The following is a 24,838-nucleotide window of genomic DNA, read 5'->3' as shown; positions in this document are numbered from 1 at the left end:
AGTACAAAATAAATGGTAAATATGCACTAATAATAGCCATAAATGGAGCATATATTGACAAATATTACCAAAGATGTATAATTGAAAGTAAGAAATACTTCATGTATACATGAAGTATTATACCTAAGCTTAGGAGAATCACTTTATAAGAGAATGGCAGTAAAATGGAGGGATGATATGAAGGCAGTTGAAAAAATTGTTAAAGTAATCAGCAGATTTATGTTTCAGATTTCCTGTGTGCTGGTTTTAGCTTTAATCCTGATTATCTGTGCCGATGTAGTAGCCAGGTATGCATTTAACAGCCCGATCGCGTGGGTGTATGAAATGAGCTATATTTTGGGCGCATTTATTGCAGCAACGGGAATCGCGCAGTTGATGCTTGACGGGGGAAATATCAGGGTGGATATGTTTTATGCTAAGTTCAGTAAGAAAGGAAAGCTGTTCGTAGACGTATTATTTGGGGTGGTATTGTTTCTGCCTTCCTATGCAGCATTGACATGGGCTGTAATCAGAAACTGCATTACGGCGTATCTCACCGGAGAAGAGTCGGTAATCACTACATGGTATCCCAAACTTTGGCCGATTAAACTCGTTCTCTGTATAGGTCTTGTCCTGTTTTTGATTACATATGTTCTGATCATAATCGAGAAAATTGGAAAATTATTAGAAGAAGTGAAGAAGGGGGGAAAATCATAGATGTTAGAATTTGCAAGCCCTGAATTACTGACGTTGATCATCTTTTCTGTAGCACTGCTGCTGATTTTGATGGGCCATCCGATTGCATTTGCGCTGATGGGCGCGGCAGCCTTTGTTGGCATCACTGCAGTAGGACCCAAGTGTTTTGACATGTTTCAATCAGGCCTGTATACACAGGCCACGTCCTACAGCATGCTTGCTGTTCCTCTGTTCGTATTCATGGGACACATGATTGAAACGACCGGAATTACCCGGCGGATGTTTGAAGCCGTTTATGTCTGGATTGGTAAAATGCGCGGTAGCCTTTTAGTTGTTACAATCATCATAGGAACGATCCTGGCAGCATGTGTCGGGGTGATCGCAGCTTCCGTTACCATGCTGGGACTGATCGGCCTTCCAATGATGATGGAACGAGGCTATGACAAAAAGCTGGCCTGCGGTGCGATTTGCTCCAGCGGATCACTGGGAATTCTCATTCCGCCTTCCGTCCTTCTCGTTATGTATGGCCCGACGGCAGGTTTGTCAGTAGGAAAGCTCTTCATGGGAGCTATGGGGCCAGGTCTGCTTTTGGCTGCAATGTATATTGCATACAATTTAATTATGTGTCATCTGCACCCGTCATACGCGCCGACTGCAACAAGAGAGGAACTGGACGTTTCAACGAAGGAAAAAGTGAAGATGCTTATCTTTTCCCTTCTGCCTCCTGTTCTGCTGATTGTGGCTGTTCTGGGATCGATCATGTTCGGAATTGCAGCTCCTACGGAAGCGGCAGCAGTAGGCGCTCTGGCTTCCATTTTATTATCGATGGCTTACCGTACCTTTAATATGAAAAACCTCACCAGCGCACTGCAGTCCACAGCTAAAAACTATGCCATGGTTCAGATGATTATATGGGCTGCGAAGGCGTTCACAACGTTGTTTTTAAAAATGGGCTGCGGCAATATTATCACAAATATTATTGGGAATATGCCTGGCGGACGCTGGTCGGCCTTCTTGATCATTATGCTTATTACATTTGTGCTGGGCATGTTTATCGACTGGATTGGAATCATTATGATTATGGTCCCGATTATAACACCTCTCGTCACGAAGCTGGGATTTGATGAAATTTGGTTTGCGATGATGATTATCACGAACCTTCAGCTATCCTTCATCACACCTCCGTTTGCCTACTCCATCTTTTTCCTGAAGGATGTGACGCGGCCTGAATGGGGGATATCGACCGGAGATATTATCCGAGGGATTGTTCCTTACATATTTATTATCGCGTTTACACTTGTCTTATGCTGTATTTTCCCGCAGATACTGACGTGGCTTCCAAGTATTGCGGTAGGATAACAAAAGTAAAAGGAGGAAAGAAGATGAAAAAGAAGATTTTAGCAATTAGTATGGCAGCAGTAATGGCTATGAGCCTTGCGGCATGTGCAGGAGGCGGTTCCTCATCTGCGAAAAAAACGGCTGCTGAAGGCGAAGCAGCTGTTAGTGCAGAGACTTACAAACTCACTTTCCAGACATGTCTGGCAGCTGGAACTCCGAACTATGAAATGGCAGAAAGGCTGGCGGATAGTGTGAAAAAGGCTTCTGGCGGCCGTTTGATCCTGGATGTATACGCTGTTGGCGCGATTTCGGAATATGGAGAGATGGCAAACGCGGTGAAAGATGGAACGCTTGATATGGCAGCAATATCTACAGGTTCCCAATCCGGCCTGCTTGGGAAAAAAGCCTATTTATTCGGCGGCAGCGGAAGCCCGGGAGGATTTAATCCGGATGAGTTTCTTGCATGGGTCTATGAAGGCGGCGGAGAGGATATTATGAGAGAGTACATTGATCCTACGGGTGTTCATTTCCTGACAATCTGTACAGCTTCCGGCGCAGAACTGTTTTGTCATTCTAACGTAAAACTGGAATCGGTCAGCGATTTTAAGGGAGTTAAATTCAGAACACTTGGCATGTGGGCAGATGTTTTGACAGAAATCGGAGCTTCTGTTGTCAATGTAGCAGGCGGAGAGATTTATCAGTCGGCAGAAAAAGGCCTGATCGATGCGTTCGAGTATTGTGACGCCGCGATCAACTATAATATGGGATATCAGGACATCATGAAGTATATCGGCGTACCGGGAATCCATTCACCTGTATGTACGGAGGCGATGTATATCAACCAGGATACATGGAACAGCCTTCCGGAAGATCTGCAGACGATTCTGTATGAATGTACGAAAGCAATGGCGCTTGAAAGTCCGTACTATTTTGCAAAACAGGACGCAGAAGCTATGAAGAAATTTGAAGAAGCAGGCGTTGAATTCTTTACTTTATCAGAAGAAACACAGAAAGAATTCCTGGATATTACGTATGAACTCCAGAAAAAATACATGGAAGAGGAAGAAGGATACAAAGATATTTTTGCAAACCAGAAGGCTTTCCTGGATCAGTACAAGAAAAACGACAAAACTGTTCAGATAACAATGAGCACCTATGATTTTGACCTTCCGTAAAAAGAACAAAGAATTCCGCAAGCGGAACTCTCGCGCTGAGCGCGGTACCCGATAAAGCGGGGCATGCAATCGCATTAGCGGCATCATTCCTTTTGCGCGAGTACGCATCCATAGCGGAGCGTTTTTGATTTTTAAGAAATCATACGCTTTATCACTTTACAATAACAAGGTCTTTCATGGAAAGTAAAAAATACCGCGCTTTTAGGGCGCGGTATTTTGCTGCGCCTTGACCAAGAGGTCAAGGCGAGACCCGGTATTTTTATTGGCCGCTGATTAGAGCCGCCGCCTGCGCCGCCGTCATGGAGCTCAGGCGGCTGTTCTGGTATTCGCCGGAAAACGTCACTTCTCTGCCAAACCATTCAGGCGGACAGAAAGCATTCGCTGAATCTTCATCAGGAAATTCCACTTCTGCCAGGAGGAGGCCGTCAAACAGGCCTTCAAAGAGATCCAGCTCAATGGTCAGAGTATCAGTCAATGGAATCAGATACCGCTTTTTCGTAAGGATATTTCCATCTGATTTGGACAGCAGATGGCAGTAGGAATCTTCCGTAAGGGGAAGATTGTATTCTTCTCTTACCATGAGGCCCTTAGATTTATAAGTCAGGTAAAAGGAATCGTCGTCCCTTCGCACCCGAACAACAGGACCAGTAGATAAGTATCCCTGCTCTATACGGCGGCAGGGATAGCTCTTTAGGCCTTCAGGAAGGGATTTTACCAGATATTTCCGCTCTATTTCCATAAATTACCTCCTTTTATCGTACAAAACATTGCGTTTTTGGATAAGGTTTTGTATGATATATAATTATGATGTAACTGTTCAGGACGATGGGACTGTGGGTGCAAAAGCCTGCTTCATGTTTGTTTATAAGCAGGCTTTTGCACCCACAGTCCCGTCAAAAGACCTTTTGACACATACATCATTACTATAATCATTATAGATAAAAAAGGAGAATTTATCAATGGCTCAGGTATATGCATTTTTAGCGCCGGGTTTGGAAGAAGTGGAATGCCTGGCAACAGTAGACGTATTAATCCGTGCAGGAATAAAAGTGGAACTCGTTACGGTTACAGACTGTCTGGAAGTAACCGGTTCCCATAATATTACTGTAAAGGCGGATTGCAAATTAAAAGATGTGAAATGGGATGAGGCCCAGGTTCTGTTTCTTCCGGGTGGAATGCCGGGGACGAAAAATCTGGCGGAGTGCCGGGAACTGACCAGCCATCTGGTGGAAGCCTATCATGCCGGAAAACGGCTGGCTGCCATTTGTGCAGCTCCCAGCGTGCTTGGAGGCCTTGGACTTCTGAGAGGAAAGAAAGCGACCTGCTATCCGGGATTTGAAGACCAGCTGCTGGAGGCTGAATACCAGAAGGCGGGCGTGGTGACAGACGGCTGTGTGACGACAGCGAGGGGCCTTGGATACGCGCTCGATCTGGGATTGGAACTGGTCGGGATATTGGCAGATGACGAAACGGCGAAAAGAATAAAGGCCTCAATTCAATACGACCAGTTTTAGCGGAGGCAGAGGAAATGAAAAGAAAAATAATCGCAGCAGCGGCTATCACAGCCGCCGCAGTACTGATGACTTCCTGCCAGGGGAAAAAGCAGGAGGAAGTTCAGCCTGTGGACGTAGAGGTATGGCATTATTATAACGGAGCACAGAAAGAAGCTTTTGACAGGCTGGTGATGGAATTCAACCAGACTGTTGGGGCCAGTGAAGGAATTCTCGTACGTTCCTTCAATAAGGGCGGTATCCAGGAACTGGAGGACTCTGTTCATGATTCCGTAAACGGAAAAGTGGGAGCGGAAGAGCTTCCTGACATCTGTGCAGCTTATGCAGATCTGGCCTACAGTATAAAAGACCAGGTCCAGCTCGTGGATTTTAATAAATACTGGAGCAAAGAGGAGCAGAAGGAATACATAGAGGCATATGTGAATGAAGGCTATCTGAGCGGCGGTGACGGCCCTCTGAACCTGTTTCCTGTCGCGAAATCCACGGAGATTCTGGCTGTTAATGAAACGGACTGGGAGAGATTCAAAGCGGAAACGGGAGCTGATGAAGCGGAACTTTCAACATGGGAAGGAATTGGGCGCCTGGCGGAATCATATTATAAATGGACAGACAGCCTGACGGAGGAGCCGGATGATGGAAAGGCATTTTTTGGAAGGGATGCATTCGCCAATTATATGCTGGTTGGAAGCAGACAGCTGGGACATGAAGTTTTTCAGGTGCAGGATGGGAAGATGATCCTAGATTTTGACCGGGACGTCATGCATAAGCTGTGGGACTGCTATTACGTCCCATATATTAAAGGGTACTTCGGAGCATATGGAAAATTCAGAACGGATGACGTAAAAACTGGCGACCTCGTAGCGTTTGTGGGCTCCACGAGCGGCATGACCTATTTTCCGCAAAACGTGATAAAAGAAGACGGCAGCGTGTATGAGATCACAGGAAAGATGTTCCCACTGCCTAATTTTGAAGGAAGGGACAAGTGGGCTGTTCAGCAGGGCGCAGGAATGATGGTGTTCCAGTCAGACGAAGCAGGCGAAAGGGCGGCCGTTGAATTTTTGAAATGGTTTACGGAAGAAGACAACAATCTGCAGTACTGTGCTTCATCCAGCTATCTTCCCGTGAGGTATGTCACGCAGGAGAAGATGGAAACGGCAGTAAAACAGCAGTCAGACATGCTTGGTGTATTGCCGGACAGCCTGCTCACCGGACTTCTGGTAACGGAAGAGTATGAACTGTATACGACATCTGCCGTTAAAAATGGAGGAGAAGGAAGAACGATACTGAACAACTCCATGGATGAAAAGGCGCGGAGGGACAGGCTTGCGATTGAACAGATGATCGGTGAAGGGATGAGCGCAGACGAAGCGGTCGGCCGTTACAATACAGAAAAGAATTTTGAACAGTGGTATGTGTCAACGCTTGCTGAGCTTAAAAAGCTGGAAGGATAACGGGTCGTTATGAGGAAAAAAAGCAGGTCAATACAAACAATCTTAATATTCTTAATCACGTTCATTACGATGGTGCAGACCGTTTTGTTCCTCGGATTTATCGTATTCGGCGGTTTCGCTGAAAGACTGAAAGACAATGCTGTAGAAAATATGACTGAAAGCACGGAAAATAACCGTTTGTACCTGGAAAAAGAACTGCTCCACCGGTGGGTTTATCTGCTGGATGGAACGGAAACGCTTACGGCTGAAATTCAGGGCGTATTAAGTGAACGGGGGCAGCAGTCTGCGGATATTCGTAAAGATCCGGAACTGAACCAGGCGATTACCAGGAAAGTGTCGGAGACTCTGATTAATATGCTCCACAGCAGCATAGGAAACAGCGTGTTCCTGGTGCTGGACGGACCGGCGGCAGAAAAAGCGGATCAGATGCGGGCCGGGATTTATATCAGGGACCTGGATTCCAGCAGCCATACACAGGATAATTCAGATCTTCTTCTGGAGAGAGGGCTTCCGTCTATTTCAAAAGAGCTGGGGATCGCTCTGGACAGTTACTGGAATATCGGATTCTCTTCATTGGATCAGTTTCTGCCGTATGATCTGCCGGTGGAGTATGCAAGAAGCCATGGAGCCGGTCCGAAAGAAGCGGCAAATTATGGATATTTCAGCCGGCCGTTCGCCCTGTCTCCGGAAGATGTAGATGTGGTGACATATTCGGTCCCGCTGATTATGCCTGACGGCGATGTGATCGGAGTAGTCGGTTATGATATCACTCTGCCGCAGCTGGAAAAAATAATTTCCGATATGGAAACGGAACTGGACGGCAAAACGATCAACCTCATCGGTTTTCACCAGGCTGGTACGAACGAGGTAGAAGTAGCGGCGGTGAACAGAGGGGGATATGAGTGGTATTTTAAAGACGAACCGATTCTCGCCTTTGAGCAGGAAAGCAATTCAGAAATCCGTCTGACAAGTGATTTTAACGAAAATTCATGGTATGCCGGCATAGGGAAGCTGGAAGTGTATAATCACAACACGCCGTTTGAAGACAACGAACTGGTTCTTGTGCGCATGCGGCCCAAAAAGGAGGTCCTTTCCTTCTACCAGGAAATTCAGTCCATGCTCTTTGGTTTCATCATCGTCTGCCTTCTGTTGAGCCTGACGGGCGGGATTCTGGCCGGTAAGCGTGTGACGGCGCCGATAAAGAAAATGATGGATGAGATACGGGAAAAGCAGCAGCGGCGTAATATCCAGGGACTTTCACTCAAACGTCTGGGAATCAGCGAGATCGATGAAATGGGCGAGACAATCGAAAAATTGAGTGCGGAAGTGGAGAAATCCAGTTCAAAAATTTCGCATATTCTGGAGCTGACGGAAGTGCCGATTGGAGTTTACGAGTATCTGGATAAGGACTCTCCTGTATTCTGCAGCCGTACGCTGATTTCCATGCTCAATTGGGGGAAGACGGATAAGGACTATATCTATATGCCTCCTGGTGAATTCCATGAGCGCATGAAAGAACTGAACAGCTACCTGTGGAAAGCCAGCCCGCAGATTTATTACCTGGATAAGCCAAAGCCTCACTGGGTCAAACATCTGACTGTGGAAAATAAGGGAGGCAGGGGTACGCTGGGAGCGTTTATGGATGAAACTGCCGGCATTTTGGAGAAAAAGAAGCTGGAATGGGAGCGGAACTACGATATTTTGACCAGCATTTATAACAGACGTGCATTCCGGGAAGAAGTGGAACGGATTATTGCAGAAAAGGCAATAGAAAGCTTCGCTGTCGTCATGTGGGACCTGGATAATCTGAAGTATATTAACGACACATTCGGCCATGAAGAAGGCGACAGGTATATTGCCAGATTTGCCGGAACTTTAAGAAAGCTGGAGCGGGAAGGCGGAATTATCAGCCGTTATTCCGGAGATGAGTTTGTAACCATTATTTTTGATGAAAACGGAAAAGACAGGATTCGAAGCAGACTGAAGAAATTCATGGAAGAGCTGCAGGCGGATAATTCAGTCCCCATAGGAGATCAGAAGATGACGATCCGTGTATCGGCCGGGCTGGCATGGTATCCGGAGGATGCAGAAGATTATTCAACCCTCGTGCATTATGCGGACTTTGCAATGTACGTGGTAAAGCACAGCGTAAAAGGAGCGCTTCAGGAATTTGACAAGAAAACGTATGAAGGCAACTACTATATGCTGGAAGGACGGGAGGAGTTAAACAGAATTCTGGAAGAGAAGAGAGTGAAGTTCGCTTTCCAGCCGATTATTGACCGAAAGGGAGAAATTTACGGTTACGAGCTTCTGATGAGACCGCAGACGGATAAACTGAAGGGAATCGAAGAAATGCTCAGGCTTGCGAAAGAGCAGGCCAAGAATAGCCAGGTTGAACGGCTCACATGGATGGAATCACTGAAAGTCATTCGAGAGAAAGTGAAAAATGGAGAGCTGCAGGGCAATGAAAAACTGTTTATCAATTCCATTGCAAATGTCAGCCTGACTTCTGGTGAACTGAACGAGATCGAAGCAGCGTATCCGGATATACTTCCTAGAATCGTTATGGAGATTACGGAAAGCGAACCGCTGTCTGCGAAGTCTGCCAAATTTAAACGCGATTACATCGACAGATGGAATGCGATGGTTGCCATCGATGATTTTGGAACGGGGTACAACAGCGAAGCAAATCTCCTGGAAATGCGGCCGCATATTGTCAAGATCGACATGCACCTGATTCGGGATATCAATGACGACGCCAACAGGCAGCTGCTCCTGCGCAACATCATGTCCTATACGAGGGAAGCGGAAATCAAGGTACTGGCTGAAGGCGTGGAAACAAGAGAAGAAATAGAACTCTTAATGGAGTTTGGAATCGACCTGTACCAAGGGTATTATATTGCCCGGCCGCAGCTGGAAATTACAGGAATTCTTCCCGAAATAAGGGAAGAGATCAAAAAAATAGAAGAAACCTGCCAAAAACAAGGATGAAACTGAAAAAATAAGCAAATTAGTATTGATATTTCAAGATGCGGTATGTTATAATGCTAACTTGAAGTGTAACGCCCTGTAGGCAGGCGGTTCACATATAGATCAAGGAGGAACCCATATCATGAGTTTACAAGTAGAGAAATTAGAAAAGAACATGGCAAAGCTGACAATCGAAGTACCGGCAGAGCAGTTTGTCGAGGCTATTAAGACTGCATATAACAAGAATAAAAACCAGTTTAATATTCCTGGTTTCCGTAAGGGAAAAGCGCCTCAGGCTATGATTGAGAAGATGTACGGAGCAGAAATTTTTTATGAAGATGCCGCTAATGAAATCCTGCCGGTTTCTTTTGACGCTGCTGCAAAGGAGAGCGGACTTGATATCGTATCCAGACCGGACATCGATTTAAAGCAGATGGAAAAGGGAAAACCGTTCATCTACGAAGCAACCGTAGCGTTAAAGCCGGAAGTAACTCTGGGAGAGTACAAAGGTGTTGAGGTAGAGAAGGCAGCTGCAGAAGTGACAGACGAAGATGTTGAAAAAGAGTTAAAGAAGGTACAGGATCAGAATTCCAGACTGATTTCCGTAACAGACAGACCTGTAGCGGACGGCGATCAGGTAATTATCGACTTTGACGGTTCTGTAGACGGACAGCCATTCGACGGCGGCCAGGCAGAGGATTATCCGCTGACAATCGGAACTCATTCTTTCATCGATACGTTTGAAGAGCAGTTAGTTGGCAAGAATGTAGGTGAGGAATGCGAAGTAAACGTTACATTCCCGACAGAATACCATGCAGAAAACCTGGCAGGAAAGCCGGCAGTTTTCAAAGTAAAGATCAATGAAATCAAGTACAAAGAGCTTCCTGAGTTAAATGATGAGTTCGCAGCAGAGGTTTCCGAGTTTGAAACTCTGGACGAATACAAGGAAGATATGATGAAGAAGCTTCTGGATGCAAAGCAGAAACAGGCTGCAACAGAGAATGAGAACAGGGTTGTTGAGAAGGTTATTGAGAATGCAACGATGGAAATTCCGGAAGCAATGATTAATACTCAGATCAATAACATGATCAACGACTATGCCCGCAGAATGCAGAGCCAGGGATTATCCCTTGACGACTACATGAAGTACACAGGCATGACCATCGAAAAATTAGGAGAGCAGATGAAGCCTCAGGCTGTCAAGAGAATTGAGACACGTCTTGTTCTGGAGGCAGTAGCAAAGGCTGAAAATATCCAGGTTTCTGATGAGGCGATGGACGCAGAAATCGAAGGAATGGCAGCAGCCTACAAGATGGAGCGGATAAGCTTAAAGAGTACATGGGCGAGGCAGAAATTGCACATATGAAGGAAGACCTCGCTGTTCAGAAGGCAGTAGATTTCCTTGTGGCAGAAGCAAAATTAGTTTAACCAAAAATGAAAGGGAGGCCGTTGCAGGGAGCTTTTGCGTAAATGCAGCAGCCTCTTTCCTTAGACAGGAGGCAAAACATGAGTTTAGTACCTTATGTCATCGAATCCACCAGCCGTGGAGAACGTTCCTATGACATTTATTCCCGTCTGCTGAAAGACAGAATTATCTTTCTGGGCGAGGAAGTGACAGACGTGTCCGCAAGCCTGATTGTTGCTCAGCTTTTATTCCTGGAATCGGAAGATCCCAGCAAGGATATCAGCCTGTACATCAACAGTCCGGGCGGTTCCGTAACAGCAGGTATGGCAATTTACGATACGATGCACTATATTAAATGCGACGTATCCACGATCTGCATCGGAATGGCAGCCAGCATGGGTGCATTCCTTCTCGCAGGAGGCACAAAGGGAAAGCGTTATGCCCTTCCGAATGCGGAAGTTATGATTCATCAGCCGTCAGGCGGCGCTCAGGGCCAGGCTACGGAAATTCAGATTGTAGCAGAAAAAATTCTGCAGACAAAGAAAAAGCTGAACGAAATCCTGGCAGCGAATACGGGACAGCCATACGAAGTGATTGCGAGGGATACGGAGAGAGATCATTATATGACGGCGGAAGAGGCGAAAGACTATGGCCTGATCGATGCTGTAATTGCAGGCAGATAATAATTCCCGCCCTGCATTTCCGGATGAATCGTCCGGATAAGGATGCAGCATGTAACGTAAAACGAGGAGTATGAAAGAATCGAGGTGCGACGTTAATGCCAGGAAGACCAGACGATAAGGTCAGGTGCTCTTTCTGCGGAAAGACACAGGACCAGGTGAAGAAATTAATCGCCGGTTCCAACAATGTTTACATTTGCGATGAATGTATTGATTTATGTGCAGAGATACTGGAAGAAGAATTTGACGGCCATGGAGAAGAAGAGTTTGATCTGGCGAAATCAACCTGATGAAGCCGAAGGAGATCAAAAATTTTCTGGATGAATATGTAATCGGACAGGAGGACGCGAAGAAAGTGCTGTCCGTTGCCGTTTACAATCACTACAAGAGAGTTACTTCTAAGAAAAATATGGACGTGGACGTTCAGAAAAGCAATATTCTGATGCTTGGTCCAACCGGCTCGGGAAAGACATATCTGGCCCAGACGCTGGCAAAGATTCTGAATGTACCGTTTGCCATTGCAGATGCAACAGCGCTTACGGAGGCCGGATATGTAGGCGAGGATGTAGAGAATATCCTGCTGAAGCTTATTCAGGCGGCAGATTACGATATCGCAAAAGCAGAGTACGGTATTATTTATATAGATGAAATTGATAAAATCACGAAGAAGTCTGAAAATGTTTCTATAACGAGAGACGTTTCAGGCGAAGGCGTGCAGCAGGCGCTCCTTAAAATTCTGGAGGGCACGGTTGCAAGCGTTCCGCCTCAGGGAGGCAGAAAACATCCTCATCAGGAACTTCTGCAGATTGATACGACGAATATCCTGTTCATCTGCGGCGGTGCGTTTGATGGTCTGGAAAAGATCATTGAGCGGCGTATGAATGTGAGCGCAATCGGATTTAATTCGGAAATTCACGATAAGAACCAGATGGATATTGACGAACTGCTCCGAAAGGTGCTGCCGGAAGATCTGACAAAGTTCGGCCTGATTCCTGAGTTTATCGGCCGTGTTCCGGTAACCGTATCGCTGGAACTTCTTTCCAGAGATGCTCTGATCCGGATACTGAAGGAACCGAAGAACGCCCTTACAAAACAGTATCAGAAGCTGTTTGAGCTGGATGATGTAAAACTGGAATTCACACCGGATGCGCTGGAGTCCATTGCGGATCTGGCGGTTGAGAGAAAGACGGGTGCCAGAGGTCTCCGTTCGATTATGGAATCTGTAATGATGGATCTGATGTATGAAGTTCCGTCGGACAGCAATATCGGAATCTGTACAATTACGAAGGATGTGGTGGATAAAAAAGGCGAAGCGGATATCGTATACCGTGATACGACTGTGCCGAGAAAGACCATCGCTCAGAGATTCAAAAAGGATAAGACAGGCGAGATCGCCTGATTTAGACAATGCCTGGGGCGACCAGATATCATCTGTAAATACGGTGTCTGGCCGCCCTGTAATGTCTGATTACAAAAGGAGGAATAGGAATGGAAGAAAGAAAAACCATGCCAGTCATCGCCCTGAGGGGACTGACGGTTCTTCCCAAAATGATGATACATTTTGATGTCAGCCGGGCCCGCTCCATTGCTGCTGTAGAGAGAGCCATGATCGACGATCAGAAGGTTTTTCTGGTAACGCAGAAGAATCCTGACGACGAGAACCCATCCCAGGAGCAGCTTCATCAGATCGGCACGATAGCTGTCGTTAAGCAGCTGGTGAAACTTCCGGGAGGACTTATCCGGGTTATGGTTGAAGGTTTATTCAGAGGAGAACTTCTCTGCCTGGAATCTACAGATCCGGCTTTGACTGGAGAAGTTGCCGTTCTTACGGCACAGGAGGATGAACTGGATTGTATAGCCCGTGAGGCAATGGCCAGGGTTTTAAAAGATAAACTGGAAGAATACGGACAGGAAAACCAGAGGGCGGCAAAGGAAATACTGCCGAATCTGATGATAATTATGGAGCTGGACGAACTGATGGATCAGATCGCGATTCAGATTCCATGGGACTATACGGTCCGCCAAGAGGTGCTGGATCATATCGCGCTGATGGACCGGTATGAAAAACTTCTTCAGAATCTGACAAAAGAGATTGAAGTTCTGCGCATCAAACGGGATTTTCAGGCCAAAGTTAAGGCCGCAATCGACAAGAACCAGAAGGACTATATTCTCAGGGAACAGATGCGCATTATCCGCGAGGAGCTGGGAGAAGATAATCCGGATACTGAGGGAGACGAATATCAGGAACAGCTGAACAAGCTGTCGGCAGATAAAGAGACAAAGGAAAAAATCCAGAAAGAGATCAACCGATTTAAGACCATGCCCAGCGGAAGCCAGGAAGCCAACGTCCTGCGTACTTACATTGAAACACTGCTGGAACTGCCCTGGAACAAGGTGTCCAGAGATAATCAGAATCTGAAACATGCGGAGAAAATTCTGAATGAAGATCACTATGGCCTGGAAAAGGTAAAAGAGAGAATTCTGGAATATCTGGCGGTAAGAATCTTACGAAGAAGCAGAGCAGTACGATTCTATGTCTTGTAGGGCCGCCTGGAACCGGTAAAACTTCGATTGCCCGTTCGGTAGCAAGGGCGCTGAATAAAAAGTATGTGCGCATCAGCCTTGGAGGAATCCGGGATGAGGCAGAAATCAGAGGCCACAGAAAGACTTATGTGGGAGCTATGCCGGGGCGCCTTGTTGAGGGATTAAAGCAGGCAGGAGTGAGCAATCCGCTCATGCTTCTGGATGAAATAGATAAAGTGAGCAGCGATTATAAGGGAGATACAGCCTCCGCTCTTCTGGAAGTACTGGACGGAGAGCAGAACGTAAAGTTCCATGATCACTACGTAGAGACGCCGATTAACCTTTCCAATGTGCTTTTCATCGCTACAGCCAACACGACGACGACCATTCCAGGTCCGCTTCTGGACAGAATGGAGATCATTGAAGTAAACAGCTATACGGAAAATGAGAAATTCCACATTGCGAAGGAATATCTGGTAAGCAAACAGCTGGAACGCAACGGGCTGAAGGAAAATCAGGTGATTTTCGATGATGAAACGCTCCAGAAGATTATCCACAATTATACGAGGGAGGCAGGAGCCCGAAACCTGGAGAGAAGGATTGGGGATGTCTGTAGAAAGGCTGCTAGGGAAATCGTAGAAGACAAGGATAAAAAACGGGTAATCCATGTGAAAGTGGATGATCTGGAGAAATATCTGGGCAAGGAAAAGGTTTCCTTTGAAGATGCCAATGAAGAAGATGAAGTGGGAATTGTCAGAGGCCTTGCATGGACAAGCGTAGGCGGCGACACGCTGCAGATTGAAGTTAATGTGATGCCTGGAAAAGGCGAACTGAAGCTGACGGGACAGATGGGTGATGTGATGAAAGAATCAGCTCAGACAGCTATGAGCTATGTTCGTTCCATCTGCAGTACATATGGAGTATCGGATGAATTTTTTGAAAAACACGATATCCATATTCACATTCCGGAAGGCGCCGTTCCTAAAGACGGTCCGTCTGCTGGAATTACAATGGCTACAGCCATGTTTTCAGCGATCGCCGGCAAAAAAGTATCGGCAAAGACGGCGATGACAGGAGAAATTACATTGAGAGGCCGTGTCCTGCCGATTGGAGGACTGAAGGAAAAAATACTGGCGGCCAAGATGGCTCATATTCAGAAAGTGCTTGTGCCTGCGAAAAACAAGCCGGATATTGAAGAACTGTCTGATGAGATCACAGGAGGCCTTTCCATCATATTTGTAAAGACAATGGAAGACGTGCTGAAAGAGGTTCTTGTTTAAAGACCGCGCCGGCCCCTTTTGAAATGAAAGGGAAAAAAGAAAGGAATTTGAGTATGGTAATTAAGAATGTGGAACTGGAGACTGTCTGCGGCGTTACGAGCACGCTTCCGGATAACGAATTCCCGGAGTTTGCATTTGCGGGAAAATCGAATGTAGGAAAGTCCTCTCTTATTAATGCGCTGATGAACAGAAAATCCTTTGCCCGTACTTCATCACAGCCGGGAAAGACTCAGACAATCAACTTCTACCGCATAAATGATGCCTTTTACTACGTGGATCTTCCAGGGTATGGCTATGCGAAGGTGTCGGTGGAAGTGAAGGCAAAGTGGGGAAAAATGATTGAACGGTATCTTCAGAAATCTCCTATGCTGCGCTGTGTATTCCTGCTCATTGATATCCGTCATGAGCCGTCGGCCAATGATAAAATGATGTATGACTGGATTGTCCATAACGGATATGAACCGGTTATCATTGCAACAAAACTGGACAAGGTCAAGCGGAGCCAGGTGGCAAAACAGATAAAACAGTCCGCACGGGCCTCGGTCTTCCGAAAGAGGCGATCGGTAATTCCATTTTCCTCTGAAACAAAACAGGGAAGAGACGAAATATGGGATTATATTGAAGGTCTGATGGAAAATTCAGCCGGCTGATACAAGACGATCACCCAGTGCTCTGTTGAATTAAAATGGCCAAGTGCGGAAGCGTTAAGGTTGGTAGTTTGCCTTGTGAGTCAGGCCGTACCTGAGATGATACGTTCAATCTCACTTCTGCAGAAGAAAAAATCATGAAACAAGAAGGTTTATGGAATGCATGCTGAAGGAAATGTAAATCTTAATATTGTCTTGATATACATTAGGCCAGTGGTGTATTATGATATCAGCAGAGAAAAGGTGTTATGTGCATTGCAACACAAGCGAATCCCCGAAGAGTGGCGACTCTTCGGGGATTCTTTTTTCCTTTTAGGGAGGGAATATCCCAGGCTAGCTGTTGATAGTTACTTCCTGTCTAGCCATTTACCGATGTAATAGCAAATCACACCGGCCAGGACAGAAATGAGAAGAGATGTTATGTATTGCGCCACCCCCTTTCCACTGGAAAGAGTCAACAGCAGTATTAATAGAATCTATTTAGGAAAACAGCTAGTAGAATTTACTTAAAAATATAAGGTCATCATTAACTCGACACAATTCTGGCTCCAGAAATGATATAAAAATAGGGCATGAAACAGAATAAAGCATGAAATCACAGAGTCGGAAGTTAAGATTCTGTTGGCTCTGTTTTGACAATCTTTGAACCGCTGTTCATGGACAACAGCTACGGCTGCCATTCGGAAAGAAGTGCAAAGCCGCCATTCAAAAGATAATCATCCAAAGCGCATTTATATCGTCTCATCCATCCACTTAAGACATTCCTCATAAGCCTTCCGGCCCTCCGGCTGTGTGGTATCACTGTCAAAATCGTGGTCCAAATTATATACGGGATAAAAACGGGAACGGGGAATCTTCCTGGACATGGTTTTGGAAATCCGGAAGGGGACGTCGTGATCGGTGGAGCTGGCGGTCAGAAAAGCGGGAGGCAGACCGACCAACTGTTCCGGAGAGAGAGAGCACGAGGCCAGTTCCTCCGGACTGCCCAGCAGACTGGTCCACGAGCCGCTCTGGCGGGCGTAAAGATAAAGGAGAAGCCGCGGCGACTTTAAGGTGTCTAAATCAGGGGAGTTTTTGACCGCCAAAAAGGCGTCGTTTCTGGTCACAGTGGCAAATGAAGTCTGATAATACGCATTCTCCCTGGAAAATTCCGGTTCCTTCAGGCCGTGATATCCGTAGAAAAGGAGCAGGCCCAGAGGTGCACGGAAATTCTTTTGAATATTCGCCTGAACATCAACTAGAACACTGTCCCGAACCGCTTCATGAACATCCGCCTGGCTTAACGCATAGGCGGTCATCAGGGCCAGATAAGCTCCGGCGGAGCGGCCGAAAAGGATATATTCCGGAGACGTTAGTCCAGGGAGCTTTTGCCAGCCGTCAAGAAACCAGGACAGGCATGCCTGACAGGCTTCAATAATCTGAGGCACGGTGGACTCAGGAGCCAGCGGATAGTCGAACGCCAGAAAATCATATCCGTCTGCCAGAAACAGGTTCAGATACCGGACGGGCAGATCTTTGCGGCTGCCGCAGAGCAGGCCGCCCCCGTGAAAATACAGGATCGTTTTGTTTCGTCTGATTCCTGACGCAGGATAGAAGTCGGCTTCCAGGGAGAGTCCGGAAAATGAAATCGTATATGTATCCATAGATATCAGTCCTCCTGACGGAGCAGTTTTAACAGGCGGAATGCGATCTGCGCCTGAAGAACCTGTTCGGAATCATCAAAATCAAAATTCAGAATATCCTGTATTTTTTTCATCCTGTAGTGAATGGTTTTCGCATGAAGATACAGCCGCTTTGCCGTTTCGGAAAGATTCTGCCCCGCGTCCAGATAGGTGGACAGTGTTTCGGACAGCTCCGGATAATCTCTGGAAAAGACCTGGAATTTCTGAGGTATAAAATCATCCAGGCGGCTTAAATTATCACCGCTTAGGAATATTTTATAAATTCCGAGATCGTCGTAGGAAAGAATATTGCCATGTTTTCCAAAAAGCCGCATGAGGCGCTGGATTTCCAGAATCTGTCTGCCTGCATCCGGAAGGTGGAAGCGGTTTGTCTCATTGCTGATAGCGATATCATACTGGAAGGAAAACTCATGGTATTCCTGGCGGACGGATGAAAAGATACTGCGTATCATGCCTGAAGAGAGGCAGGCTGCTTCCTGACGGAAATTGACAATCAGTGTCAGGGAGTCTTCCTTTTCCTCGAAGGCTGTATCGTAGCCTGCCGTTTTCAGCCTGGTGAGGAATGTATGGAAGATTCTGTGAGACTGATCTCTGCGCCATGATTCCAGTTCAGACGGACTGTCCTCTCCCAGAATCAGCCGGAGAGCCATAGCCTGATAGCGGGGATAGTGGTTTAAATGAAGACGATCCAGAGCACTGTCTACTTTTTCCGCAGAATAAAGGTTTTCCTGGAGAAGCTCATTTACAAGAGCATTTGCGTGGAGGAAGAGATTCTGTTCCACGGAATGGCGTTTCAGGAATTCCATCTGCAGGAAAAAGACGAAGTTTTCAACAGTCATGAAATCATCGCTTGTGAGAAGAATTCCATTATTATGAATTAACAGTTCAAAATCTTCGTTATCTACATTTGGAATGGATACGCCGATCCAGTCTGCGGAGAAGAGCTCCGAAGAAGCCAGATCAGGGGAAGAACCAAGGAGAATTCTGTTGTGAAAATAGTTGAAATTCATATACTTTGACGGCGGAAGCGGCCATTTTCCGATTATACGGAAGGAACCCTCCGCAGGGGCTGTGCTCACAAATAACCCCTTTGACGTATTAATGAGTGAAATATCGTAGGAAATAAGACGCTTCAGTTCCCTGAGAATTTCTTCCAGGGATGGTTCTTTCATCGCGAATTTCATCAGCATCTGGTGAACGGAGTAATGTTTGTCCAGAATTGCTGCGTTGGAATTAATGATCGGGCTTAGAATTTCCAAAATGATGGTCTCGTATTTTGTGTCTTTTGGAATCTGAAGAAGGGGAAGGCCATATTCTTCGCAGCTTTCAATCAAACATTGAGGGATGTCGAAGAGCAGGCGTTCCGGTTTGACGGCCAGTGCGCTGATTTCACAGGCACTGAGCTTTTTAATGAATTCCTTCAGGTCTTCTTCTGGCAGATCCTTCAGGGCAAAATAACTGGTAAGGATAATTTCCCCGGGGCGGCTCCATTTTTCCACGTCCAGAGCTTCCAGGACCATAACACCGGTGATGGGGGTGTTCATGCGGGATCTGCCGGCCATCACGAGGGACCCGGTAAGGGAAGGGAGTTTCAATGCTTCATTTAGATTCATAACAGCCTCCTGTAGTGGTGATTCGTAAGTATTTTACGAAAGGTGCTGAAAAAGCTTTTCCTTTTTTAGCAGCACCGTACTCTTTTCCTACCATATTATCGCCAGAAAGAAATGAAGTCAATAGTTATTCGATAAAAATTATCCTTTATGGATAAAAAAACACAAAAATCTTATACTTATGCGTGGATGAAAAAAGTGGGAATGAGGGGTATAATAAAAATTAATGACGCGCATGAATTGAAGCGCAATTAACAGGAGGCAGACAAATGATTTTTACCGTAGTAAAGAAGAATTCCTATCAGGATTCCATCAATCTGATGCTTCTGACAAACCGTATCAATACACTTGACGGCGTTGTAAGAAGCCAGATTATGATGGGAACAGACGCGAACAAGGATATTTTTAAAAATTCCGGCCTTTATAGTGAAGAGGTGGGGAAAGCTGCTCCAAGCGACATGGTTGTCGTAGTGGAAGCAGATGATGAAAAGATTGTGGACAAGGTGCTGGAAGAGACAAAGACGTTCCTTAACGATCTCTCAGTAAAGAAGAAAGAAAACAACGTCAGAACAGCCAGAAACTGGGATGAGGCGTCGGAACTGCTGCCGGATGCAAATGTGGCTTTGTTTTCCATTCCAGGGGAATATGCGGCTCCGGACCTGGAAGAGGCGCTGGATAGAGGGCTTCACGTGTTTTCATTTACAGATAACGTTTCCTTAGAGGACGAAATCAGGCTGAAGAGGAAAGCTCATGAGAAAGGCCTCTTTTTATGGGACCTGACTGCGGTACAGGAATTATTTCCAGTATCCCTGTGGCCTTTACAAACGTGGTAAAACCGGGGAATATCGGTATTGTAGGAGCTTCCGGAACGGGTATCCAGGAAGTGACTACGATCATAGACCGTCTCGGCGGCGGCGTTGTCCATGCGATCGGCACAGGCGGACGCGATCTGAATGAAAAAGTGGGAGCAATTACAGTTAAGGATGCAATCGCTGCTCTGGATAAGCATGATCCGACAGACATCATCGTAGTGATCTCCAAGCCGCCGGCTAAGGAAGTGCGCGATGAGGTAGTAGAGCTTCTTCAGAACGTGAGCAAACCTGTCGTTGCAATTTTCCTGGGCGAAAAACCGGATCATCATGAGGGTAACGTATATCTCGCCCATACGCTGGAGGAAACGGCACAGATGGCTGTAGACCTGGCAATGGGCAGAGAAGTAAAGAAAAATTACAGTACGCCGGCAGTAAGCCCGGTCGGACATGCTCTTTCTGAGGATAAGACGGTAAAAGCCTTTATTCCGGAGGAACTCTGGCGGCAGAGGCAGGAATGATGATTTCCGAAGCACTGGAACTTGGCGGCCTGATTAAAGAAGAGGGATATATTTTAAAGGCCAATGGATATGAAGTCATTGACCTTGGAGACGATATCTATACACAGGGCAAGCCTCATCCGATGATCGATCCTGAGGTGCGTATCAGGAAGATCAGGGAATACGCCCAGGATAAGGATACGGGTGTCATTCTTCTGGACTGCGTACTCGGCTATGGCTGCCATCCGGATATGGCAAAAGAGCTTGCGCCCATTGTGAAAGAATCCATGGAGCTTGCGAAAGCAGATGGTAGAGAGCTGTATTTCGTTGCTTCTGTATGCGGTACGGAAAGCGACCCTCAGGATTATTATCAGTCTGTAGAGACACTGAAAGAAAGCGGAGCATTTGTGGAAGAGAGCAATGCCCAGGCAGTTCGTCTGGCGCTGAAATTAAAAGGAATTGACTGCGTTGAGGAAGATAAGGAAATGATCCCTTATGACGGACCGAAGTTCGAAGTCCCGGCCGTTAGCGAGGCCATTCTGGATCTTCTGAATACGAAGCCGAGAATTATAAATGTAGGTGTAGAAAGCTTTAATGAATCTATCGTAAAGTACCAGGGCAAATCTGTTCAGTTCACATGGAAGCCGGCAGCCGGCGGCAATAAAGAGATGATAAAAATTCTGAATATCCTGAACAGAATGAAGGAAATTGACGAATACAACAACGAGGTTGTGGACCGTCTGAAGGATGCTCAGCCATTCCTGATCGATGTCGTACCGGCTAAGACGGTTATTCCGGAGCTGAACGGCAAGGTTCTCCTCCACGCAGGTCCTCCGGCGATCACGTATCCGGAAATGACAGGGCCGATGCAGGGCTCTTGTGTCGGCGCAGTATTGTTTGAGGGATGGGCGGAAAACGAAGAAGCTGCAAAAGCGATGCTGGAAGCAGGTGAAGTTCAGTTTATTCCGTGCCATCACGTTCATGCGGTCGGACCGATGGGAGGAATTACATCGGCCAATATGCCGGTTATGGTAGTGGAAAACCGTCTGGACGGAACGAGAGCGTACTGTATTATGAATGAAGGAATCGGCAAGGTGCTCCGCTTCGGCGCATATTCCAAAGAAGTTGTGGACAGGCTGACATGGATGAAGGACGTTCTGGGACCTGTTCTGGGTGCTGCCGTTAAACAGATTGAGGGCGGTCTGAACCTGAACGTAATTATTGCCAGGGCAATTACCATGGGAGATGAGTTCCATCAGAGAAATATTGCAGCATCTCTTGTGTTCCTGAAAGAAGTAGCTCCTGTGATCGTCAGCATGGACTGGGATGCTAAAGAAAAGGAAGAAGTAATCAGCTTCCTGGCGAAGACGGATCAGTTCTTCTTAAACGTTATGATGGCTACTGGCAAATCCATGGCTGACAGTGCGAGAAAGATCGAAAAGGGATGTATCGTAACGGCCATGACGAGAAACGGACGCAACTTCGGTATCCGCATCAGCGGAATGGGAGACCAGTGGTTTACGGCTCCTGTCAACACGCCGAACGGCCTGTATTTCACAGGATTTTCAGAGAAGGATGCAAATCCTGATATTGGTGACAGCGCAATTACGGAGACTGTGGGCGTAGGCGGAATGGCTATGGTAGCAGCTCCAGGTGTGACACGGTTTGTAGGTGCGGGCGGTTTCGAGGACGCGCTGAGGGTATCCAACGAGATGGAAGAAATCTGTATCAGTCACAACCCTAACTTTACGATTCCAACATGGGATTTCAAGGGATCACCTCTCGGGATTGATATCAGAAGAGTTGTAGCTACAGGCATAACACCATTGATCAATACGGGAATTGCCCACAGAAATGCAGGTGTAGGACAGGTTGGTGCAGGCACGGTACGCGCTCCGTTAGGCTGCTTTGAAAAAGCGCTGACCGCTTACGCAGAGCATCTCGGAATCATCGGCCGGCAGTCCGGAGATAAATAAGGATTTTATTGATGATAGAAATCATACATGGGGAGCTTAGCAATATGCTCCCCCAATGTTTTGAATCCTGCCTTATGGAGCCGGAATCGCTTCGGGAAACGGGAATCCGCAGAACAGGCAGAATCTGCGGGAAATTTCAGAACAGCTTCAATGTGGAGTTTTCTGCGATGCAGAACAATGGTGAAACGAGTTTTTTGCTTCACGTGGGGAGTCTTTCCAGACCGCTCTGCTGTTTCGGGCTGTCTGTAGCTGCAGAGGAGATGGAACGGCTGCTGCTTTCCTGTGAAGAGGGCTCTGCCGTGACGTTTAAATGCGGAAAGCTTATGGTTTATGGAAGAGGCGTACAGTTTCGCATGGATTTGGCGGACAGGGCAGGTTTCAAAAGAAAGAATCTGCGGATCAAAGAAAATGGAATTTCCGGCGTTTCAACAGCTGCTGGCCTGAAAACGGAATATGAAAACGGAATATTCGGCCTCCTGAAGAGAGAAATAGAGGGAGGCGGATGGCAGGGCAGAATGGGGCTTTCATGGGATAATGATTTTCGTAAATACGCGGCAGTTCTGGCAGGCAGAAGCGGAGCGGCGGACAAACAAAAAGCAGCGGTTTATTTCGCAGGAAGAGGCCGGGGACTGACCCCGGGTGGCGACGATATTCTGCTGGGATATGCAGCCGTGATGAAGGCGGCGGGGCAGGAAGAGGTATTTTCTCTTTCTGAATATCTGCCCCTTCAGCTGCGCCTTGGAACAACTGCAGTGAGCAGAGCTTATTTCAGAGCACTGGACGACGGATTTGTAAATGAGGATTTTCGTGATTTTCTGCTCTGCATTTTTGAAGGTGGAGAGAACAGAGCAGAAGAAGTCATAAAGCGGATAAAAGGCCTGGGTCATACGTCCGGGCACGATACGCTGTTTGGAGCTTATCTGGCTCTTATACGGCTGATAGAACAGGATAGGAAGGAATAGGATAAGATGAATGTACCGGTAACGATATTTACATGGATGATGGCGCTTCTGCCGATAATTCTGCTGCTGGTTCTGATGGTAAAATTTCAGGTTCCGGCAATGAAGGCGGCGCCTCTTGGTCTGCTGGTCTCACTTGTGACAGCTGTTGCCATTTATAAGGCAGGTCCCGGTCTTCTCATATATGAAAGCATAAAAGGAGCATGGAGCGCCATGGTGGTGCTGGTTGTTGTCTGGACTGCAATTCTCCTGTATGAGATGGTAAATGAGGCGAATGCGTTTCAGATTTTCAGAAAGGGACTTCAGAAAGCAACTCCGAACGAGCTGCTCCAGATTCTCATAATCGGAAGAGTATTCGTCAGCTTTCTTCAGGGAATTACCGGCTTTGGTGTGCCTGTAGCAGTTGGGACGCCGCTGCTGATCGGCCTTGGGGTCAATCCCATATGGGCGATCTGCATCTGCCTTCTGGGCCATGCGTGGGGGAATACGTATGGAACGCTGGCTGTTGCGTGGGATGCTCTCGTGCTTCAGACTGGAATTGCATCCGATCCTGCTGTCCTGATCCGGACGGGTCTCTGGGCAACAGCCATTATCTGGGTGTGGAATTTTGTGACGGGAATTGCAATCTGCTGGATGTATGGGAAGTGGGAAGGACTGAAAAAGGGATTCTTTGCCGTTGCGGTACTTTCTCTCGTTCAGGGCGGCGGTCAGGTAGCTATGAGCGCATTTAACTCTACGCTGGCCTGTTTCGTTCCGTGCTGTATTTCCTTTGCAGCCGTACTGATCCTAAGCAGGATGAAAATGTATTCCTCTCCATGGAAGATTGAAGACAGCCAGGTAATGAACCGGGAGACGGAGGGAGGCGCGGACGGTTCTGAGGAAGCAGATAAGGACCTGCCGTCTATGACGTTCCATCAGGCATTTTCTCCATATTACGCACTGACGATCATTACGCTGTTCGTGCTTCTGGTGGGGCCGGTTAAGAATTTCCTGGGACGGTGGCAGATTGGGCTCTCCTTTCCGGAGACGTCTACAGGATATGGCTTTACAAATGAGGCGGTAGCCAGCTTTTCTCCATTTGCGCCATTGACACATGCAGCGTTTTTCCTGCTCTTGTCAGCGCTGTTCGGCTACTTTTATTTCAGTAGGAACGGATGGATCAAACAAGGGGGCGGAAAAGCCGCCTTCCAGAGGACAAATAAAAAGACGCTGCCTTCTGCGATTGCCGTTACGGGATTTATCGTGATGTCAAAAATCATGGGAGGAACGGGGCAGACATCCGTTCTTGCCCAGGGAATTGCAGATGTTCTGGGCAGAGGATATATTATCCTGTCCCCGATTGTCGGTATGCTGGGATCATTTATGACAAGCAGCAACATGGCATCCAACATCCTGTTCAGCAATTTCCAGTATACGACGGCAAAGCTTCTGGGACTTGATGTCGCCGCCGTACTGGGAGCACAGACAGCGGGGGGATCGATTGGCGCCACCATGTGTCCGGGAAATATCGTTCTGGGTACGACGACGGGAGGCGTATCCGGAAGTGAAGGCGTGGTATTAAGGAAGGTCCTTCCTATTTCAGTAGCAATGGCAGTTGGTGTGGGCGTGTTCCTGTTCCTCGTATTTGTTGTATTTGGAGCGTAGAGG

16 protein-coding genes and 3 pseudogenes are annotated in these 24,838 nt (G+C 47.0%); 16 read left to right on the top strand and 3 right to left on the bottom strand.

Annotated features, from left to right (window positions below; genetic code table 11):
- Nucleotides 1-177: 177 nt before the first annotated feature.
- Genes DXA13_RS15515 through dctP form a run of 3 tightly spaced genes read left to right on the top strand, consistent with a single transcriptional unit; the run spans nucleotide 178 to nucleotide 3,188 of the window.
- Nucleotides 178-696 (top strand): TRAP transporter small permease subunit, encoded by a 519-nt coding sequence (locus DXA13_RS15515; protein WP_181995703.1) that lies wholly within the window; start codon nucleotides 178-180, stop codon nucleotides 694-696.
- Entirely contained in the window at nucleotides 697-2,034 is a 1,338-nt protein-coding gene (locus DXA13_RS15510; protein ID WP_118245752.1) for a TRAP transporter large permease subunit, read from the top strand.
- Between the two features lie 23 nt (nucleotides 2,035-2,057).
- Nucleotides 2,058-3,188, top strand: coding sequence for a TRAP transporter substrate-binding protein DctP (gene dctP / locus DXA13_RS15505; RefSeq protein WP_181995702.1), 1,131 nt, complete (start codon nucleotides 2,058-2,060; stop codon nucleotides 3,186-3,188).
- Between the two features lie 259 nt (nucleotides 3,189-3,447).
- Here the strand turns inward: dctP and DXA13_RS15500 are convergent, their stop codons facing one another.
- Complete coding sequence (locus DXA13_RS15500; RefSeq protein ID WP_118245748.1) at nucleotides 3,448-3,927, bottom strand: CYTH domain-containing protein; 480 nt, start codon at nucleotides 3,925-3,927, stop codon at nucleotides 3,448-3,450.
- Between the two features lie 220 nt (nucleotides 3,928-4,147).
- Between DXA13_RS15500 and DXA13_RS15490 the strand changes: the two genes are divergently transcribed.
- From DXA13_RS15490 to yihA, 8 genes and pseudogenes are all read left to right on the top strand, one after another.
- A complete protein-coding gene (locus tag DXA13_RS15490) occupies nucleotides 4,148-4,702 on the top strand; it encodes a DJ-1 family glyoxalase III (protein WP_118245744.1) in 555 nt (184 codons plus the stop codon).
- Between the two features lie 14 nt (nucleotides 4,703-4,716).
- Nucleotides 4,717-6,150, top strand: a complete 1,434-nt coding sequence (locus DXA13_RS15485) for an extracellular solute-binding protein (RefSeq protein WP_118245742.1) — start codon at nucleotides 4,717-4,719, stop codon at nucleotides 6,148-6,150.
- A 9-nt stretch (nucleotides 6,151-6,159) separates the two neighbouring features.
- Entirely contained in the window at nucleotides 6,160-9,141 is a 2,982-nt protein-coding gene (locus DXA13_RS15480; protein ID WP_118245740.1) for an EAL domain-containing protein, read from the top strand.
- A gap of 121 nt (nucleotides 9,142-9,262) precedes the next feature.
- A pseudogene (gene tig, locus DXA13_RS15475) lies at nucleotides 9,263-10,548 on the top strand (trigger factor).
- A 78-nt stretch (nucleotides 10,549-10,626) separates the two neighbouring features.
- Nucleotides 10,627-11,208, top strand: a complete 582-nt coding sequence (gene clpP / locus DXA13_RS15470; protein WP_118245738.1) for an ATP-dependent Clp endopeptidase proteolytic subunit ClpP — start codon at nucleotides 10,627-10,629, stop codon at nucleotides 11,206-11,208.
- A 95-nt stretch (nucleotides 11,209-11,303) separates the two neighbouring features.
- Nucleotides 11,304-12,604, top strand: a pseudogene (gene clpX, locus DXA13_RS15465) (ATP-dependent Clp protease ATP-binding subunit ClpX).
- Nucleotides 12,605-12,693: 89 nt separating this feature from the next.
- Nucleotides 12,694-15,008: pseudogene (lon, locus tag DXA13_RS15460) on the top strand (endopeptidase La).
- A gap of 53 nt (nucleotides 15,009-15,061) precedes the next feature.
- Entirely contained in the window at nucleotides 15,062-15,658 is a 597-nt protein-coding gene (gene yihA / locus DXA13_RS15455) for a ribosome biogenesis GTP-binding protein YihA/YsxC (RefSeq protein ID WP_243009172.1), read from the top strand.
- A gap of 728 nt (nucleotides 15,659-16,386) precedes the next feature.
- Here the strand turns inward: yihA and DXA13_RS15450 are convergent.
- The gene (locus DXA13_RS15450; protein ID WP_118245734.1) at nucleotides 16,387-17,298 is read right to left on the bottom strand and encodes an alpha/beta hydrolase; all 912 of its coding nucleotides are present in this window, start codon (nucleotides 17,296-17,298) and stop codon (nucleotides 16,387-16,389) included.
- A gap of 5 nt (nucleotides 17,299-17,303) precedes the next feature.
- Nucleotides 17,304-18,950, bottom strand: coding sequence for a PucR family transcriptional regulator (locus tag DXA13_RS15445; RefSeq protein WP_118245732.1), 1,647 nt, complete (start codon nucleotides 18,948-18,950; stop codon nucleotides 17,304-17,306).
- A gap of 266 nt (nucleotides 18,951-19,216) precedes the next feature.
- Between DXA13_RS15445 and DXA13_RS21985 the strand changes: the two genes are divergently transcribed.
- The 5 genes from DXA13_RS21985 to DXA13_RS15430 are packed head-to-tail and all read left to right on the top strand — an operon-like array spanning nucleotide 19,217 to nucleotide 24,835.
- Nucleotides 19,217-19,780, top strand: coding sequence for a hypothetical protein (locus DXA13_RS21985; RefSeq protein ID WP_243009171.1), 564 nt, complete (start codon nucleotides 19,217-19,219; stop codon nucleotides 19,778-19,780).
- The gene (locus DXA13_RS21980) at nucleotides 19,774-20,277 is read left to right on the top strand and encodes a hypothetical protein (RefSeq protein ID WP_243009170.1); all 504 of its coding nucleotides are present in this window, start codon (nucleotides 19,774-19,776) and stop codon (nucleotides 20,275-20,277) included. Before DXA13_RS21985 ends, DXA13_RS21980 begins: the two co-directional genes overlap by 7 nt.
- Entirely contained in the window at nucleotides 20,274-22,232 is a 1,959-nt protein-coding gene (locus tag DXA13_RS21975) for a DUF1116 domain-containing protein (RefSeq protein WP_243009169.1), read from the top strand. Before DXA13_RS21980 ends, DXA13_RS21975 begins: the two co-directional genes overlap by 4 nt.
- Nucleotides 22,233-22,243: 11 nt before the next feature.
- On the top strand, nucleotides 22,244-23,194 hold the full coding sequence (locus DXA13_RS15435; protein WP_118245730.1) for a DUF2877 domain-containing protein: 951 nt from the start codon (nucleotides 22,244-22,246) through the stop codon (nucleotides 23,192-23,194).
- A gap of 6 nt (nucleotides 23,195-23,200) precedes the next feature.
- Nucleotides 23,201-24,835: an L-lactate permease gene (locus DXA13_RS15430; RefSeq protein WP_118245728.1), complete on the top strand. Its 1,635-nt coding sequence runs from the start codon at nucleotides 23,201-23,203 to the stop codon at nucleotides 24,833-24,835.
- The last annotated feature ends 3 nt before the right edge of the window (nucleotides 24,836-24,838 follow it).

It is taken from the genome of Clostridium sp. AM58-1XD (assembly GCF_003464085.1).
Lineage (GTDB): Bacteria > Bacillota > Clostridia > Lachnospirales > Lachnospiraceae > Lachnoclostridium_A.
This window is presented reverse-complemented; position numbering and strand designations above follow the sequence as displayed.

What these genes read in the sequence shown, in the direction of transcription:
- DXA13_RS15515 (WP_181995703.1), top strand. Translation starts at nt 178, where the DNA reads ATGAAGGCAGTTGAAAAAATTGTTAAAGTAATCAGCAGATTTATGTTT.
- DXA13_RS15430 (WP_118245728.1), top strand. Translation starts at nt 23,201, where the DNA reads ATGAATGTACCGGTAACGATATTTACATGGATGATGGCGCTTCTGCCG.
- DXA13_RS21985 (WP_243009171.1), top strand. Translation starts at nt 19,217, where the DNA reads ATGATTTTTACCGTAGTAAAGAAGAATTCCTATCAGGATTCCATCAAT.
- DXA13_RS15510 (WP_118245752.1), top strand. Translation starts at nt 697, where the DNA reads ATGTTAGAATTTGCAAGCCCTGAATTACTGACGTTGATCATCTTTTCT.
- yihA (WP_243009172.1), top strand. Translation starts at nt 15,062, where the DNA reads ATGGTAATTAAGAATGTGGAACTGGAGACTGTCTGCGGCGTTACGAGC.
- DXA13_RS21975 (WP_243009169.1), top strand. Translation starts at nt 20,274, where the DNA reads ATGATGATTTCCGAAGCACTGGAACTTGGCGGCCTGATTAAAGAAGAG.
- DXA13_RS15500 (WP_118245748.1), bottom strand. Translation starts at nt 3,927, where the DNA reads ATGGAAATAGAGCGGAAATATCTGGTAAAATCCCTTCCTGAAGGCCTA.
- DXA13_RS15490 (WP_118245744.1), top strand. Translation starts at nt 4,148, where the DNA reads ATGGCTCAGGTATATGCATTTTTAGCGCCGGGTTTGGAAGAAGTGGAA.
- DXA13_RS15445 (WP_118245732.1), bottom strand. Translation starts at nt 18,950, where the DNA reads ATGAATCTAAATGAAGCATTGAAACTCCCTTCCCTTACCGGGTCCCTC.
- DXA13_RS15480 (WP_118245740.1), top strand. Translation starts at nt 6,160, where the DNA reads ATGAGGAAAAAAAGCAGGTCAATACAAACAATCTTAATATTCTTAATC.
- DXA13_RS15485 (WP_118245742.1), top strand. Translation starts at nt 4,717, where the DNA reads ATGAAAAGAAAAATAATCGCAGCAGCGGCTATCACAGCCGCCGCAGTA.
- DXA13_RS15450 (WP_118245734.1), bottom strand. Translation starts at nt 17,298, where the DNA reads ATGGATACATATACGATTTCATTTTCCGGACTCTCCCTGGAAGCCGAC.
- DXA13_RS15435 (WP_118245730.1), top strand. Translation starts at nt 22,244, where the DNA reads ATGATAGAAATCATACATGGGGAGCTTAGCAATATGCTCCCCCAATGT.
- dctP (WP_181995702.1), top strand. Translation starts at nt 2,058, where the DNA reads ATGAAAAAGAAGATTTTAGCAATTAGTATGGCAGCAGTAATGGCTATG.
- clpP (WP_118245738.1), top strand. Translation starts at nt 10,627, where the DNA reads ATGAGTTTAGTACCTTATGTCATCGAATCCACCAGCCGTGGAGAACGT.